Origin of the sequence: Acinetobacter sp. BMW17 (genome assembly GCF_001592855.1) — a bacterium.
Lineage (GTDB): Bacteria > Pseudomonadota > Gammaproteobacteria > Pseudomonadales > Moraxellaceae > Acinetobacter > Acinetobacter johnsonii.
The window spans coordinates 23,767-39,255 of sequence record NZ_LSOD01000005.1 but is presented as its reverse complement, the minus strand read 5'-3'; the positions used below and the strand labels follow the sequence as shown (position 1 = coordinate 39,255).

General features: G+C 40.2%; 13 protein-coding genes. 11 read left to right on the top strand and 2 right to left on the bottom strand.

Features of this window, described 5'->3' with window-relative positions; translation table 11 throughout:
• Window positions 1-137: 137 nt before the first annotated feature.
• Window positions 138-2,759, bottom strand: a complete 2,622-nt coding sequence (gene leuS, locus AXW61_RS00635) for a leucine--tRNA ligase (protein WP_062031338.1) — start codon at window positions 2,757-2,759, stop codon at window positions 138-140.
• A gap of 134 nt (window positions 2,760-2,893) precedes the next feature.
• Window positions 2,894-3,259 (bottom strand): DUF4124 domain-containing protein, encoded by a 366-nt coding sequence (locus tag AXW61_RS00630; RefSeq protein WP_062031335.1) that lies wholly within the window; start codon window positions 3,257-3,259, stop codon window positions 2,894-2,896.
• A 768-nt stretch (window positions 3,260-4,027) separates the two neighbouring features.
• Between AXW61_RS00630 and AXW61_RS00625 the strand changes: the two genes are divergently transcribed.
• The 11 genes from AXW61_RS00625 (at window position 4,028) to ndk (ending at window position 15,398) form a co-directional block, all read left to right on the top strand.
• Window positions 4,028-5,755: an acetolactate synthase 3 large subunit gene (locus AXW61_RS00625; protein ID WP_035327125.1), complete on the top strand. Its 1,728-nt coding sequence runs from the start codon at window positions 4,028-4,030 to the stop codon at window positions 5,753-5,755.
• On the top strand, window positions 5,752-6,243 hold the full coding sequence (gene ilvN, locus AXW61_RS00620) for an acetolactate synthase small subunit (RefSeq protein WP_004697653.1): 492 nt from the start codon (window positions 5,752-5,754) through the stop codon (window positions 6,241-6,243). Before AXW61_RS00625 ends, ilvN begins: the two co-directional genes overlap by 4 nt.
• Before the next feature lie 105 nt (window positions 6,244-6,348).
• Window positions 6,349-7,365 carry a ketol-acid reductoisomerase gene (gene ilvC / locus AXW61_RS00615; protein WP_004983494.1) on the top strand — a complete coding sequence of 339 codons (1,017 nt, stop codon included), beginning with the start codon at window positions 6,349-6,351 and terminating at the stop codon, window positions 7,363-7,365.
• 1,007 nt (window positions 7,366-8,372) lie between these two features.
• Complete coding sequence (locus AXW61_RS00610) at window positions 8,373-8,864, top strand: hypothetical protein (protein WP_062031333.1); 492 nt, start codon at window positions 8,373-8,375, stop codon at window positions 8,862-8,864.
• Window positions 8,865-8,953: 89 nt separating this feature from the next.
• Complete coding sequence (locus AXW61_RS00605) at window positions 8,954-9,682, top strand: fimbria/pilus periplasmic chaperone (RefSeq protein WP_062031331.1); 729 nt, start codon at window positions 8,954-8,956, stop codon at window positions 9,680-9,682.
• A gap of 5 nt (window positions 9,683-9,687) precedes the next feature.
• Window positions 9,688-11,997, top strand: coding sequence for a fimbria/pilus outer membrane usher protein (locus tag AXW61_RS00600; protein WP_062031328.1), 2,310 nt, complete (start codon window positions 9,688-9,690; stop codon window positions 11,995-11,997).
• 14 nt (window positions 11,998-12,011) lie between these two features.
• Complete coding sequence (locus AXW61_RS00595; RefSeq protein ID WP_062031325.1) at window positions 12,012-12,422, top strand: hypothetical protein; 411 nt, start codon at window positions 12,012-12,014, stop codon at window positions 12,420-12,422.
• Window positions 12,423-12,540: 118 nt separating this feature from the next.
• Window positions 12,541-13,821, top strand: coding sequence for a glycosyltransferase family 1 protein (locus AXW61_RS00590; RefSeq protein ID WP_062031322.1), 1,281 nt, complete (start codon window positions 12,541-12,543; stop codon window positions 13,819-13,821).
• A 192-nt stretch (window positions 13,822-14,013) separates the two neighbouring features.
• Window positions 14,014-14,565, top strand: coding sequence for a phosphatase PAP2 family protein (locus AXW61_RS00585; RefSeq protein ID WP_062031318.1), 552 nt, complete (start codon window positions 14,014-14,016; stop codon window positions 14,563-14,565).
• A gap of 90 nt (window positions 14,566-14,655) precedes the next feature.
• Complete coding sequence (iscX, locus tag AXW61_RS00580) at window positions 14,656-14,856, top strand: Fe-S cluster assembly protein IscX (RefSeq protein ID WP_004697668.1); 201 nt, start codon at window positions 14,656-14,658, stop codon at window positions 14,854-14,856.
• Between the two features lie 110 nt (window positions 14,857-14,966).
• Entirely contained in the window at window positions 14,967-15,398 is a 432-nt protein-coding gene (ndk, locus tag AXW61_RS00575) for a nucleoside-diphosphate kinase (RefSeq protein WP_004983508.1), read from the top strand.
• The last annotated feature ends 91 nt before the right edge of the window (window positions 15,399-15,489 follow it).

Below are 15,489 nucleotides of genomic sequence, written 5' to 3'. Positions count from 1 at the left end.
TGAATCCTGGTCGTTAAAGTGTTTGTTTGCACTCATATTTTAACTGTTAGGACTCAGGTTTTTTTATTTAAAGCAAACTATGGGACAGCAGTGGAGGAGTTTCCCTCTTTCATAAAGAGGGAGTAAGGGAGATTAAGTTAAACCACCAAATTCACTAATTTATTAGGCACGACAATTTCTTTCTTGGTTGGACCAGTTAAGAATTGTTGTACTTCTGGTAAGGCTTTCGCAAGTGCCAATAATTCATCTTTTGATGTATCCACAGACACTTCTAATTTGCCACGTAATTTACCATTGATTTGCACCACAATCGTTTGCGTATTACGTGTGAGTGCAGATTCATCTACAGTCGGGAACAATACACTGGTTAAGTCCAGTCCAAATTCAGCCAATAAAGTCTGGCTTAAATGTGGTGCAAATGGCGCAAGTAAAGTTAAAAGCGTCGTAATCGATTCACGAGCAACCGCAACATCATTATCATTTTTCGCTTCAAATTTGTTGTTCGCATTTAACAGTTCCATCATTGCTGCAATAGCCGTGTTAAAGGCATGGCGGCGTTCGATGTCATCACCCACTTTTTGAATGGTTTCATGCGTTTTACGACGTAAGTCTTGTGCTTCTGTAGACAGTTGAGCAGTATCAATTGCAGAGGCTGCATTGCCTTTTTCAAGGAAGCTGGCAACCAAACGCCATACACGTTTCAAGAAACGGTTTGCGCCTTCTACACCTGCATCAGACCATTCAAGTGATTGATCTGGTGGAGCTGCAAACATCATGAACACACGTGCCGTATCTGCACCGTACTGATCAATAATGGCTTGTGGGTCGATACCGTTATTTTTCGATTTCGACATTTTCTCTTGGCCGCCAACAATCACGTCCTGACCATCACCTTGGTATTTCGCAGACAGAATACGACCTTTCTCATCACGTTCGAGGTCGATATCCGCAGGGTTAAACCAAGTTTTCTTGCCTGATTCAGCTTCACGGTAATAAGTGTCTGCCAAAACCATACCTTGAGTTAACAGGTTGGTAAATGGCTCATTGCCTTGTACTACGCCTTCATCACGCATTAATTTGTGGAAGAAGCGTGCATAAAGTAAGTGTAGAATCGCGTGTTCAACACCACCGATGTATTGATTTACTGGAAGCCATGTTTGAGCAGCTTCAGGTTTAACTAAACCATCAGTAAAATCAGGAGATGCGTAACGTGCATAGTACCAAGATGACTCTACAAAGGTATCTAAAGTATCGGTTTCACGACGTGCGTCGCCACCACAGCTTGGGCAAGTGGTTTGATAAAACTCAGGCATCTTGTTCAATGGGTTACCCGAGCCATCAGGTACGACATCAGTTGGTAAGACCACTGGAAGTTGCTCTTCAGGTACAGGAACCTGACCACATTTTTCACAGTTGATCATTGGAATTGGGCAACCCCAATAACGCTGACGCGATACACCCCAGTCACGTAAACGGAACTGAACTTTCGTGCTTGCAAGAGTTGTTGGTTCTAATTTCGCAAGGAACGCATCATAAGCAGCTTGGAAGTCTAAACCGTCAAATTCAGCAGAATTGACCAATTTACCTTCTTTAGAGCCGTACCATTCTTGCCATTGTGCAGCATCAAAGTCTGCATCGTCTGCACCTTGAGCATCAATCACTTGTTTAATGGTTAAGCCGTATTTATTGGCAAATTCAAAATCACGTTCGTCGTGTGCAGGTACAGCCATCACAGCGCCAGAGCCATAAGACATCAACACGTAGTTGGCAATCCAAACAGGAATGTCTTCACCTGTGACAGGATGCTTCACAGACAGACCTGTTGCCATACCTTTCTTTTCAGCGGTAGCTAAGTCAGCTTCTGCGACTGAACCCATACGGCATTCTTCAATAAACGCTTTTAAAGCATCATTGCTTTCAGCGGCTTTCAGCGCCATTGGATGTTCTGCTGCAACTGCAACATAAGTCACACCCATTAAGGTGTCAGCACGTGTGGTGAATACAGTAAGGCCGTCTGCGTAAATTTCAGGATTCGCTGAAGGGAAGGTGATATCCATCCCTTGTGAGCGACCAATCCAGTTACGTTGCATGGTCAAGACTTGTTGTGGCCAACCATCTTTTAAGGTATCTAAATCGTCTAATAATTCTTGTGCATAGTCGGTAATGCGGAAGTAATACATTGGAATATCACGTTTTTCAACCAATGCACCTGAACGCCAGCCACGACCATTTTCAACTTGTTCATTGGCTAAAACTGTCTGATCTACAGGGTCCCAGTTCACAGTTGAAAGCTTACGATAGATCAAGCCTTTTTTGTACAGTTGTACGAACAACCACTGTTCCCAGCGGTAATATTCAGGGGTACAGGTCGCAAACTCACGATCCCAATCGACGGATAGACCTAATTTTTTTAATTGGTCACGCATATATGCGATGTTTTCAAAGGTCCATTTCGCAGGTGCAACTTGGTGTGCAATCGCAGCGTTTTCAGCAGGTAAACCAAAAGCATCCCAACCCATAGGTTGCAGGACAGTTTCCCCTTTGAGACGGTGGAAACGGCTGATGACATCACCAATAGTGTAGTTACGCACATGACCCATATGCAGTTTGCCACTTGGATAAGGGAACATCGAGAGGATATAACGACGTGGACCTTCTACAGAGTCGGCAACTTTAAAGGCTTTACGAGCTTCCCAGTCTTGTTGGACGGTAGGTTCAATCGCGCTCGCTTGATATTCAGGGTCAATGTGAGTAGTCATATACGTATGTAGAACAATGGTTAAAAAGTTTGTTGCACAGCATAGCGCAAAATGCACCTAAAAGTGAATTTTGCGCTATGTTTTGTGCAGGAAATTAAACAAGCTGAAAATAAATCTGGAACCGTACGGAATGATTAAACCGCAGGGCGAGCTTGTTGGCCTCGTTGAAGTGCTTCATTCGCTTCACGTCGTTGATTTTCTAAATCAACCGCTGGTGCTGGGGCAACACTTGGTACAGCATTGGGGGGAGCTGGTACGGTATTTGGCATATTGGCAGGTGGAGGTGCTTCCGGTGAAGCAGCTGGTGGCGAATTTTTCCAGCCATAGGTATCGACTTTGCCTTTTTTCTTTGCTGTTTTGGGTGGAGGTGTCGTGGTGTAATGTGTCGAGCCTTGGCTGTCAACCCACTTATAATACGTCTTGGCAAAGCTTTGTGTACTGCCCATTGCAAGCGCCATCCCCACCAAACATGCTGCCATTTTTGCAAACTGAATACTCATCTACCATTGTCCTTTTTATATCCGGAGTCATTGGATTTTATCGGGTTTATCGTTGTCGTTATTTTATGCTAATTTGAGAATAATAAGCAGTGTTTGATGCATTTTTCATCTGAGTTTTTTGAAATATTTTGCAGGTCAAATCCTCAGTTTAATGCGTGAAATATGCGTCATGGCACAGTATGAAAATCAGAAGGTTGTGCTAAAAACTGATGAGCAAATGCTGATCTATATTTAAAACTGAAAAAATCTGAGATAGATGTTGGGTGTAAATTGGGGGGATATCTTATTAAACTTATTTATGGGTTTTATTATGTTTTTTTATTAATAAATTCAGTGAAATAGAAATCTATTTGTTTTTGCACTAAAAAACCAAGAAAAAGCGGTTCAGTTTTCTTTGTCCGCGATGAATAAAAAATAAACGCTCTGTAAATAAACAAAAAAAAGCTAATTTTTAAACTTGACTTTAGTCACGAAACTCCTAAAAATGCTGTCTTTAGTTTTATATGCCTTTACTCGATCACCCTTCGATAAAGTGTCATTTCATGCAATGGACACGCTTTCTAGCCGAGACCGTGAACAAAGTAAAAAAATGTGTTTATCCCAACACGTTTTAGATCTCATATTGCTTAAACAGCATACAGATCAGAATTTTTTCCTATTGCTATGAAAACTAAGAAATATGTGTGCTATAACAGTGCAGACAATCAATGAATGAAACACTGCTGGTGCCTTCCACCATTGCAGTGATAAAGATTAGGGTGAATCACGTTGGAACTTTTATCTGGTGGTGAAATGCTCGTTCGCGCATTGGCGGACGAAGGCGTTGAACATGTATTTGGATATCCAGGCGGCGCAGTTTTACATATCTACGACGCGTTCTTTCAACAAGACAAAATCAATCATTACCTCGTACGCCATGAACAAGCTGCTGGCCATATGGCAGATGCTTACTCACGCGTAACAGGTAAGACGGGTGTGGTCCTCGTGACTTCAGGTCCGGGTGCAACCAATACTGTGACTCCAATTGCAACGGCTTATATGGACTCAATCCCAATGGTGATTTTGTCTGGTCAGGTTGCGTCACATTTAATTGGTGAAGATGCATTCCAAGAAACAGATATGGTCGGTATTTCTCGTCCGATCGTAAAACATAGTTTCCAAGTGCGCCATGCCAGCGAAATTCCTTCGATTATTAAGAAGGCATTTTATATTGCAGCTTCTGGTCGTCCGGGTCCAGTTGTGGTCGATATTCCAAAAGATGCAACCAATCCTGCTGAGAAATTTGCTTACGAATACCCAGAAAAAGTGAAGATGCGTTCGTATCAACCGCCGCATCGTGGTCACTCAGGTCAAATTCGTAAAGCGATTGAAGAGCTGATTCATGCTAAACGTCCTGTGATTTATACTGGCGGTGGTGTGGTTCAAGGTAATGCTTCTGCACAATTGACTGAACTGGCACATATTTTGGGCTTCCCAGTGACCAATACCTTAATGGGGCTTGGTGCATTTCCAGGTAATGATCCACAGTTTATTGGCATGTTGGGTATGCATGGTACCTATGAAGCCAATATGACCATGCACAATGCTGATGTGATTTTGTGTATCGGTGCGCGTTTTGATGATCGTGTAACCAATAACCCAGCAAAATTCTGTCCAAATGCCAAAGTGATTCATATTGATATCGACCCTGCAACGATTTCAAAAACCATCATGGCGCATATCCCGATCGTGGGTGCGGTAGAACCTGTCCTTCAAGAAATGTTGACACAGTTGAAACAAATGAATGTGTCTAAACCAAATCCTGAAGATATCGCTGCTTGGTGGGCGCAAATCAATGAATGGCGTAAAGTTCATGGCATGCGTTATGAGTCAGGTGCAAACGGCGTAATGAAACCACAACAAGTGGTGGAAGCACTGGATAAAATCACCAATGGTGATGCGATCATTACTTCTGACGTAGGTCAGCATCAAATGTTTGGTGCGAACTATTATAAGTATAAACGTCCACGCCAATGGATTAACTCAGGTGGCCTAGGCACCATGGGTGTTGGTTTACCCTATGCGATGGCGGCGAAATTGGCTTTCCCTGACCAACAAGTGGTGTGTATCACAGGTGAAGCATCGATTCAGATGTGTATCCAAGAGCTTTCGACCTGTAAGCAATATGGCCTAAACGTAAAAATCCTCTGCTTGAATAACCAAGCTTTAGGGATGGTGAAGCAGTGGCAAGATATGAACTATGAAGGACGTCACTCAAGTTCTTATATCGACTCATTACCTGACTTCCCTAAATTGATGGAAGCATATGGTCATGTTGGTATTCAAATTGACCATGCGGATGAGCTAGAGTCGAAGCTTGCTGAAGCAATGGCGATCAACGATAAATGCGTATTTATTAATGTGATGGTTGACCGTACAGAGCATGTTTATCCAATGCTTATTGCAGGTCAGTCAATGCAAGATATGTGGTTAGGTAAAGGGGAGCGCACGTCATGAGACACATTATCTCTGTACTTGTAGAAAACGAAGCTGGTGCGCTTTCTCGTTTGGTGGGTTTGTTTTCTCAACGTGGTTATAACATTGAGACTTTAAATGTTGCACCAACCGAAGATCCAACCTTATCTCGTTTGACATTAACGACTTATGGCGATGACCATAAAATTGAACAAATCACCAAACAGCTCAACAAATTGGTTGAAGTGGTGAAAGTGGTTGATCTGTCTGAAGGTGCGCACATTGAGCGTGAGTTGATGTTGATTAAAGTCAAATCACTTGGCTCGGCACGTGCTGAAATCAAACGAACTGCGGACATTTTCCGTGCGCAAATTGTTGATGTCACCCCAACGACTTACACCATTCAAATCGCGGGTACGACTGAAAAAATTGATGGTTTTATTGATGCACTCGCAGAAAACACCATCCTTGAAGTTGTACGCTCAGGTGTTTCAGGCATCGCGCGTGGCGAAAAAGTTTTAACCATTTAATTCATTAACACGATTCAACCTCCTTTTTAGAAAGAGGGGGATTTCATCAAACAATAAACCCCTTGATGGAATTACAGAATACCAAGCATTTTAGCGGAGACAGCAATGCAAATTTTTTACGATAAAGACTGCGACTTATCTATCATCCAATCTAAGAAAGTAGCGATCATTGGTTACGGTTCACAAGGTCACGCACACGCGCTTAACCTTAAAGATTCTGGTGTAGACGTAACTGTAGGTCTACGTGCTGGTTCTACTTCTTGGAAAAAAGCTGAAAATTCAGGTCTTAAAGTTGCTGAAGTTCCTGCTGCAGTTGCTCAAGCTGACGTTGTCATGATCTTGACTCCAGATGAGTTCCAATCACAACTTTATCGTGATGTGATCGAACCAAACATTAAAGAAGGTGCGACTTTAGCATTTGCTCATGGTTTCTCTGTTCTTTATAACCAAGTTGTTCCACGTGCTGATCTTGACGTAATCATGGTTGCACCAAAAGCACCAGGTCATACAGTACGTTCTGAATACCAGCGTGGTTCGGGTGTTCCTGACTTAATCGCGATTCATCAAGATGCGTCTGGTAATGCACGTAACCTAGCACTTTCTTATGCTTCTGGTGTAGGTGGTGGTCGTACAGGTATTATCGAGACTTCATTCCGTGAAGAAACTGAAACTGACTTATTTGGTGAGCAAGCAGTTCTTTGTGGTGGTGCAGTAGAACTTGTGAAAATGGGCTTCGAAACTTTGGTAGAAGCAGGTTATGCACCTGAAATGGCTTACTTCGAATGCTTACACGAACTTAAGCTAATCGTTGATTTGATGTTTGAGGGTGGTATCGCGGACATGAACTATTCAGTGTCTAACAACGCTGAATATGGCGAATACGTAACTGGTGTTGAAGTCATCAACGAACAGTCTCGTGAAGCGATGCGTAATGCACTTAAACGTATTCAATCTGGTGAATATGCAAAAATGTTCATCAACGAAGGTGCGTTGAACTACCCATCAATGACTGCTCGTCGTCGTCAAAACGCAGCGCATGGCATTGAAGTAACAGGTGGTAAGTTACGTGCAATGATGCCTTGGATTCAAGCGAACAAAATCGTCGATAAAGAAAAGAACTAAGTTTCTGTACTTTACAAAAAGAGGAAAGCAATGCTTTCCTCTTTTTTATGCCTTAGATTCAAGCAAACAGGGTTGTAGATAAAGAAAAGAGCTACATTTTTGATCTAGCTGATTTTAAATAAAAAGACCCTGCCTCGGCAGGGTCTTTTTATTGATCTACTATTATGTTTTATGTAGGGCAAAGCTATTAATTAAAAAGATGTGAGTATAAATAGGGTGATGATATGGCTATTGGTACACAGTTATAAGTTGATATAACCCGTGTTCAAAATTGTTAGATGGAGTCAATGATAATTCCATTTCAGTGCTAGATAGATGGCAGCGTACACTGTGAAAAACTGTTGGATTAATAACGTATCCATGGGCTTTATTGCAATAAATGAAACTCTCAAAAAAGTGTACTTATCATTACGTTTGGGTTTTTAGAGTGAGTTTTAGATTTCTAAAATGGTGGTTTGTGTAAGTTTGTGGTTGATTGTGTGATTTTAGTCATGTTGTTCAATCCCTAAAACTGGGTAAATAGCATGTGAATAAACTTTGGACGCTAGAAAGCTGATCGATGTAAATTAAAAAAATAAGTGAAATGTGTAATAAAAAAAAGGGGGGAAATAGAGTTTTTAATGATTTAGGAAGTTATTTACTCAAATATGTAATTAAATGTAAGTCTAAAATATTTAAAATTTCTAAGATAAAACAGTGGGTTAGTTTGAATATTAAAATGCACTAAAATAAAGCATCACTAGAAGTGGTGTAACTATTCCTAGGTAGAAATGAATCTAATAAAATGAAAGTATTTTAATAAATACAACAGCTTGAATTTATTATTTGGTGCTTCGAAAAGCTACTGTTTTTTTAGGTGAAAAAGGCTGTATAGATGGCTTTTTATACAAAATAATTAGAATGAGATTACGTTTAAACAAGCTTGGTAGCCCATAAAGGCCCAGTTTTTTTAAGTGTAATCATAACAACTAATCTAGTTTTAATAATAAACATCTCGGAGAATGGCTATGAATAAGTTAATTCAAGCATCATTAATTGCAGTTGTGTTTGGTGTAAGTTCAACAGCAATTTATGCAGCACCAAAAAAAGAATCTAAACAATGTGGCGGTGCACCATGTGAAGGTGAAATCGATATTGAGTTAGAGATTCTTAAAGCGTGCGAGTTGAAAGTGGGTAAAGATATTAAACTGGTTGAAGAGAGTTATACTGGGTCAAGTGGTTTCACTGTGGTGACAAACACGCCATATAGTTTGAACTTGTCTACGCTTAATGCGGGTACAAGCGCGGATACTTTTGTTAAACATGCGACCACTACGGACAAAGTTTTTACAACAGTTAAAACGACGAAAGGGGGTACAAGTTACCCAATCGGTTCAACACCTGTAGCAGGTATGTCTACGGATAACTTTACGGTTAATGTTTCGCCAAAAACTGCCATTTCTGGTACCCAACGTGCTGGTACTTATAAAGATACGCTATTTATTAAAGTAACTTACTAATTGTATACTCAGAAGTTGATTCTACGTAGATAGGGTCAACTTCTTCTTGTTCGAAGAATTATAAAAAATTATAAGTATTAGGGGGCTGTATGAATCCGTCTATTAAAGCGTTGTTAATAATTCTAGTTGCTTTCCTTTTCAATACTCAACTATATGCTGGCATTTCGATTAGCCCAGTGCAGTTGTATTTAACTGATAAGTCGAAGCAACGGAGTTCAACTTTTACACTAGAATCTAAAGGGGATGATGAGTCTCCACGTATATTTGAAGCACAAGCTGTTAAGTGGACACAGGGTGAGAATGGAGAAGATATTTACTCTCCAGTATCCAATATCATCATTAACCCGAAGAACTTTATTTTGAAACCAAATTCAAAACAAATGGTCCGGGTCGGTTTTACACAATCAGTAGAAAGTATGAATTTAAGCCAAGAAGAAACTTGGCGTATTATCTTTACAGAACTACCGCAGGTTACAAATGATGAATCTAAAATTGCACTATTGCTTAGCTTGAATGTCCCTTTTTTTGTTGGTAAACAAGAACCTGCTTATTTAAAATTTATTGCTAAAAAGCAAAATGGCCGTACCATTATAAATGTTGAAAATTTAGCAAAATCGCATATTCAAATCCAAAAGCTCTATGTTATGGATAAAAATAAAAAGGTGGTCGCAGAATCGGCAGATATGAAGTATCTCTTGGCTCTGGGGAAAAATCATTACGATTTAGGAAGTGCACCAATACTCGGTGCGAATAATTATAAGGTTGTTGTAGAGACTGATAAGGGAGATACCCCCTTGGAGTTTAATTTAGTTGAGTAGCGGCTATGAACAGAATCACGTTGCTTCTATATTGTATTTTATGTGCAAATTCTGTTCATGCAGAGCCAGTGACTTTACCCGATGATTTGTTTCCAACAAATATTTGGGTGAATGGAGTGGATCGCAAAAGTGAAGTGTTATTGCTGACAGAAAACAATCTCTATTATGTAGAGTGCCAAGACCTTGAAAAATTACAGCTTAATATGGGGTTGTTTAAGCACCACTCAGTAAAAAATAGTTTTTGCTTAGTCAGTGATAATGATATCCAAACAGAATTTGATTCAGGTTTACAAGCCATAAAATTGACACTTCCTGCTAAGTTTTTCGCTGGCTCTGCCGATGAAGACAGTATTGCTCAGCCGATGAAAGCAAACTTTGGCGCATTTTTAAATTACGACCTAAATTATGAAAAAAACAAACAGGATGAAAATTTTGGAGCATTACCTGAACTTGGTGTTTTTAAAGATAATTGGATTTTAAGGAATAATGCAGTCTATCGAAATAATAAAGGCTTTGATTTTGAAGAAGAGGAGTTTGTTCGCTTAAATAGTAGCCTTGAAATTGATTTTGCTAAAAGTGCGACAAAACTAATTATAGGGGATACAACCTCTCCTTATAGTGCACTTATTAATGGGGTGCGTTTTGGCGGAATCAGCTTTGGGACGGATTATGTATCGCGTCCTGATTACGTTTATTGGAACATTCCGAGTCTAAGAGGTAGTGCCGTTCTTCCATCAACGGTTGATTTATATATTGATGGCGTAAATATTTATCAGAAAAAAATCTCGCCTGGGGATTTTAATTTACAAACAGGTGCAAGTATTGAAAGTGCAGGTACGGCGCAAATGGTTGTGCAAGATGTACTTGGAAATACGACAGTACGTAGTTTTCCTGTACTTATTAGTAATAAATTGCTTAGAGAAGGGTTGAATGACTACAACATCTCATTTGGGAAGTTGCGTTTTAATTATGATGAAAGTAATGGTGACTATCGTGATTTTTTTACTTCGGTCTATTTTCGTCGAGGCATGACAAGCAGAACAACACTAGGTGCAAGTGCAACATATAGCGATGAAATTCGAAGTGCGGGCTTGCTTTGGACGCAAGCTGTAAACAGGTGGTTTGTACTGGACAGTATTTTGTTGGGTAGTCAAACAGATGTTGAAGATGGCTTCTCAGCAGGTATAGCTGTTAATCGGAACTTTGGTAAATTTAACTTTGGTGCAAGTTCTAAATATGCAACCAAAGACTATCGCGCTTTAGGTTATGAAGATAATCATGTTTTCCCAAAATTTGAAAATATGGCTTATTTCAGCATACCGAACTTCCCAATTTTTAAAAATCTAAATGTAAATTATATCGAACAAATTCAATACGAATCAGATAACGCGTTATTTAATGTTGAAGACCGAAAAATGCTGACTGTCGGTGTAAGCCAAGAAATTACACCGAGACTAATGTATACCGCAAACTACTTTCAAGAATTTGGTGATTCCGATAACTCAGGTGCTTTTATCTCATTTTCCTATAATTTTGGTGCTGGTCGGCGTGTTCAAGCAGATGTAGGGACAAATAAATCTGGAGGTATTCGCTATATTCAGAATTCATTTGGAGAGTATGGTGCAAATTATGCAGTTGGTGTTGACTATCGTAATGATGAAGCGGTGTTTAACACTTATGGTGGCTTATCGACTGAAGTTGGGGATTTGACGATCAACTACTTGAAGAGCGATACGGATTACTCTGGACAAGTTAATTTTAGAGGGGCTGTAGTTTTGTTAGGTGGTCAATATGCAATGACTAGTGCCGTGGACAATGCTTTTGCTTTAGTTAAGGTGGGAGATCGCAAGGATATTGATGTTTTACGTTCGATGTCACCTGTTGGAAAAACCAATGAGGAAGGGTATGCATTTGTACACGATATCGTTCCTTATATTAACTACGACATTTCGTTTGATGCAAATCAGTTGCCGATTGAAAGCAAAGTACCGAATGCTGCATATCGTTTAGTTGCATTGGGGCAGCGTGGCTACACGATTAATTTTCAAGTGTTCGATACGCAACAGATATTGGTGAAAATTTTAGATGAACAAGGGGATGCTTTTGTCGCAGGGAGTGAGGTTGAGATTGATACCCCAGAAGCAGATATTTACCCAATTGGTACGGATGGTACCGTGATGTTATATGGTTTGGTTGAAGGTAATTATAAGTTAAAAGTACGAACCAGTGGTGGTCGTTCATGTCAAACAGCACTTACAGTGCCTAAGAAAGTTGAAAATCAATCACCAGAGTTAATTACATTGCAGTGCAAATAATAGGAGTATTCGAGATGAGAACATTATTATTACTCTCGACAGCATTGTTTTCTACAGTCATCTTCGCAAATCCTAGTCGTTGCGAGATGGGGCGAGTTAGTGAACCGAATATGCGTTTGGCTAGTTACTATAATAGTCAGGCAGCAAGCTCATTTAGTGTGAACTGCACAGGAAAATATCGGATCCGTTTTAATAGTCGGAATTTACAAGATGCTTCAGGAAATAGTTTTTTGAATAATGGACCAGTTAAATTAAGGACTCGTATGACAGTTTCGGGTGCTATGGATAATATTTGGAATATCCCAACAGAACAGGGGGCAGGTAAAAACAATTATGTTGTAGCAGTACGCCTTACGGAGCGTATAACAGCGACTACACCAGCTGGTAAATATAGAGATACCGTATTTGTAAATATGGTGTTTTGATGATGTATTTAATAAATCACAGGTGATTGCAGAAATAAGGTTGAGTTTTTGTAATCATCATCAAACTGTCAAAAAGTTTAACTAAACTTGTAGGAAAATAAGAAAAGTTTGGAATAACATGATCGGTTCAATGACAACAAAATTATTCAAACAGCACAATTTCCCAGAACCACAGCGGTTTTATCTCAAGCAACAACATCAGCATAATATTCAGCAAGAACTTTCTATCCTTCAGGAAACACTCAAGCCCAAGTTGAAAATAACCATTGTGACGGAAACATGGTCACCAGAAATCAATGGTGTTGCGAACTCTTTATTACAACTGTGTAAAGGTTTACAAAAACTGGGGCATCGTATTCAGCTCATCCGCCCAATACAAAAAACTATATGTACCGACTTTCAGGCAGAACAGGAGTGTTTGGTCTGGGCAAAAAGTATTCCTAAATATGCCGACATGCAGTTTGGTATGCCACAGTATGTCAAAGTCAGCAAAGCGATTGAACGCTTCGCACCAGATGTGGTCCATATTGTGACGGAAGGACCGTTGGGGTTGACGGCACTGTATGCTGCTCAAGCACATCAAATTCCAGTGTCGAGTGGCTTTCATTCAACTTTTCATGATTTTAGTCGCTTCTTTGATTTGGCTTTGCTGGTTAAGCCAATTGAAAGCTATCTCCGCTGGTTTCATAACCATACGGTGCTCACCTGTGTGCCGAGTCAAACGACGTTAAATCAACTCCAGGCCTTTGGAGTGACTTGTCCTTTGGTTGAGGTTGGACGAGGGGTCGATACAACTCGCTTCCATCCAGAGCATCGCTCAGAACAATTGCGTCAGCGTTGGCAAGCAGATGCCAATACTTCTGTGTTGCTATATGTGGGACGTTTATCTCCAGAAAAAGAAGTCGATGTGCTCATTCAAAGTTATTTGAATATCAAGAAGCAGCAATCGCGCAAGTTGAAAATGGTGATTGTGGGGGATGGGCCAGATCGTAAGCGCTTAACCGAGATAGCAAATGGCTCAGATGTTATTTTTACAGGAAGCTTAACAGGGCAGTCACTCGCCCAAGCCTACGCTAGTGCAGATGCTTTTGTTTTTGCTAGTCAAATAGAGACTTTTGGTAATGTGGTACTCGAAGCCATGGCCAGTGGCTTACCTGTGGTGGCCTATAACTATGCCAGTCCGCAGCGTTATATCAAGCAAGGTATAACAGGGTGGTTGAGTCCTTTTGGACAAGTGGCACACTTTATGCAAACTATTATTCAGTTGCCAGAGCAAAAGGTGCTTAGATGTATGGGAACTCAAGCGCGTCAGGACATTGAAAGTGTGGGCTGGCAGTATCCTGTAAAACAGTTTGAGCAAGCCTTATATCACGTGGCAAATATTAAGGCAGCACCTTAACCAATAGCTGTTTTAAAAGTGTCAGTGATAAAGATGAGTTGGGTAATTTCGATAGGTTTTAATTTAAATCATTAAACTGTCAAAAACACCCTTTAATATGAGCTTAACGAGAAGCGATTTTGATGAATTAAATCGTCATATAACAATGATTTTCCAGCTGAACTTTCAACATTGTTGTTAAGGAGAAGTGGTATGAATCTTAAAACTGCAAAAATAAGAATATTAGATTTAGATTTAAAAGGCTGTGTCTATCTCAATCATTTTTCCCATTCGCATGCTGTAGCCAATTTTTTTAAGCGGATCAGTCGATTGGGAGATGGCATCTTTTGGTACACGATGTTGGCTTTAACTTGGTTGTTGCAAGGATTGGTCTACAGTTTACAAATCGTGTATTTGGTTCTTGGTTCATTGTGCGGGACTTTAATTTATAAAGTTTTAAAAATCAAAACTATTCGCCCAAGACCTTATCAAGTACATCAAGTGATTCGAATGGGTGAGCGACCGCTTGACCATTTTAGTTTTCCTTCAGGTCATACTTTACATGCGGTGATGGTCAGTACGTTATTGGGCTTTGTACAGCCAATTTTATTGGTGCTCATGTTGCCTTTTACTGTTTTGGTTGCCGCGTCACGCATGATTTTAGGGCTGCATTATCCAAGTGATGTGTTGGTGGGAGCGGCTATAGGTGCGGTGGTAGCCGTCACTTTAATTTGTAGTGCACCATTTTTAAATATTGTGTTGTAAAAAAGCCCAGTTTTATCTCAAACAAACTAGCGCTTAAATTTCAGAGTTTGCTACAGTACAGCATCTTCTACATTGTGATGAGACTCCACCATGGGCTTACGTTGGTCAGACACTATTGATATTGCTATTGAGTTGTATGAAGCTCATCCAGATGTCGATCCGCAGTGGATTCGCTTTACAGACTTACATGCTTGGGTGTGTGCCTTACCAGACTTTAGTGATGATCCGACCAAGTCGACTGAAGGTTTGCTTGAAGCAATTCAAATGGCATGGATTGACGAAGCACGATAATCCTTGCATCGAAAAAAGCAACTTTTTACAGAGTAAAAGCAGAAAATTGTGCATTATGTCGGTATAATGCGCCAAAATTTTCATGTCTACATTGACTTAAGGAGCCAATCATGGCTATTGAACGTACTTTATCTATCGTAAAACCAGACGCAGTTGCTAAAAACCACATTGGTGACATCTTTGCTCGTTTTGAAAAAGCTGGTCTTCAAATCGTTGCAACTAAAATGAAACACTTGACTCAAACTGAAGCTGAAGGTTTCTACGCAGAGCACAAAGAACGTGGTTTCTTTGCTGATCTAGTTGCGTTCATGACTTCTGGTCCAGTTGTTGTTTCAGTTCTTGAAGGCGAAAACGCAGTTCTTGCTCATCGCGAAATTCTTGGCGCAACTAACCCTAAAGAAGCTGCTCCAGGCACTATCCGCGCTGACTTCGCTGTAAGCATCGACGAAAATGCTGCTCACGGTTCTGACTCTGTAGCATCTGCTGATCGTGAAGTTAACTACTTCTTCGCTCAAACTGAGATTGCTCCACGTACTCGTTAATTCGAAGTATTCAAACCAGATAAGTGTTATTATACTTATCTGGTTTTTTTATTCCCTGAATAAATTTCTGCTCGTTTATTGAGCTTCTCCT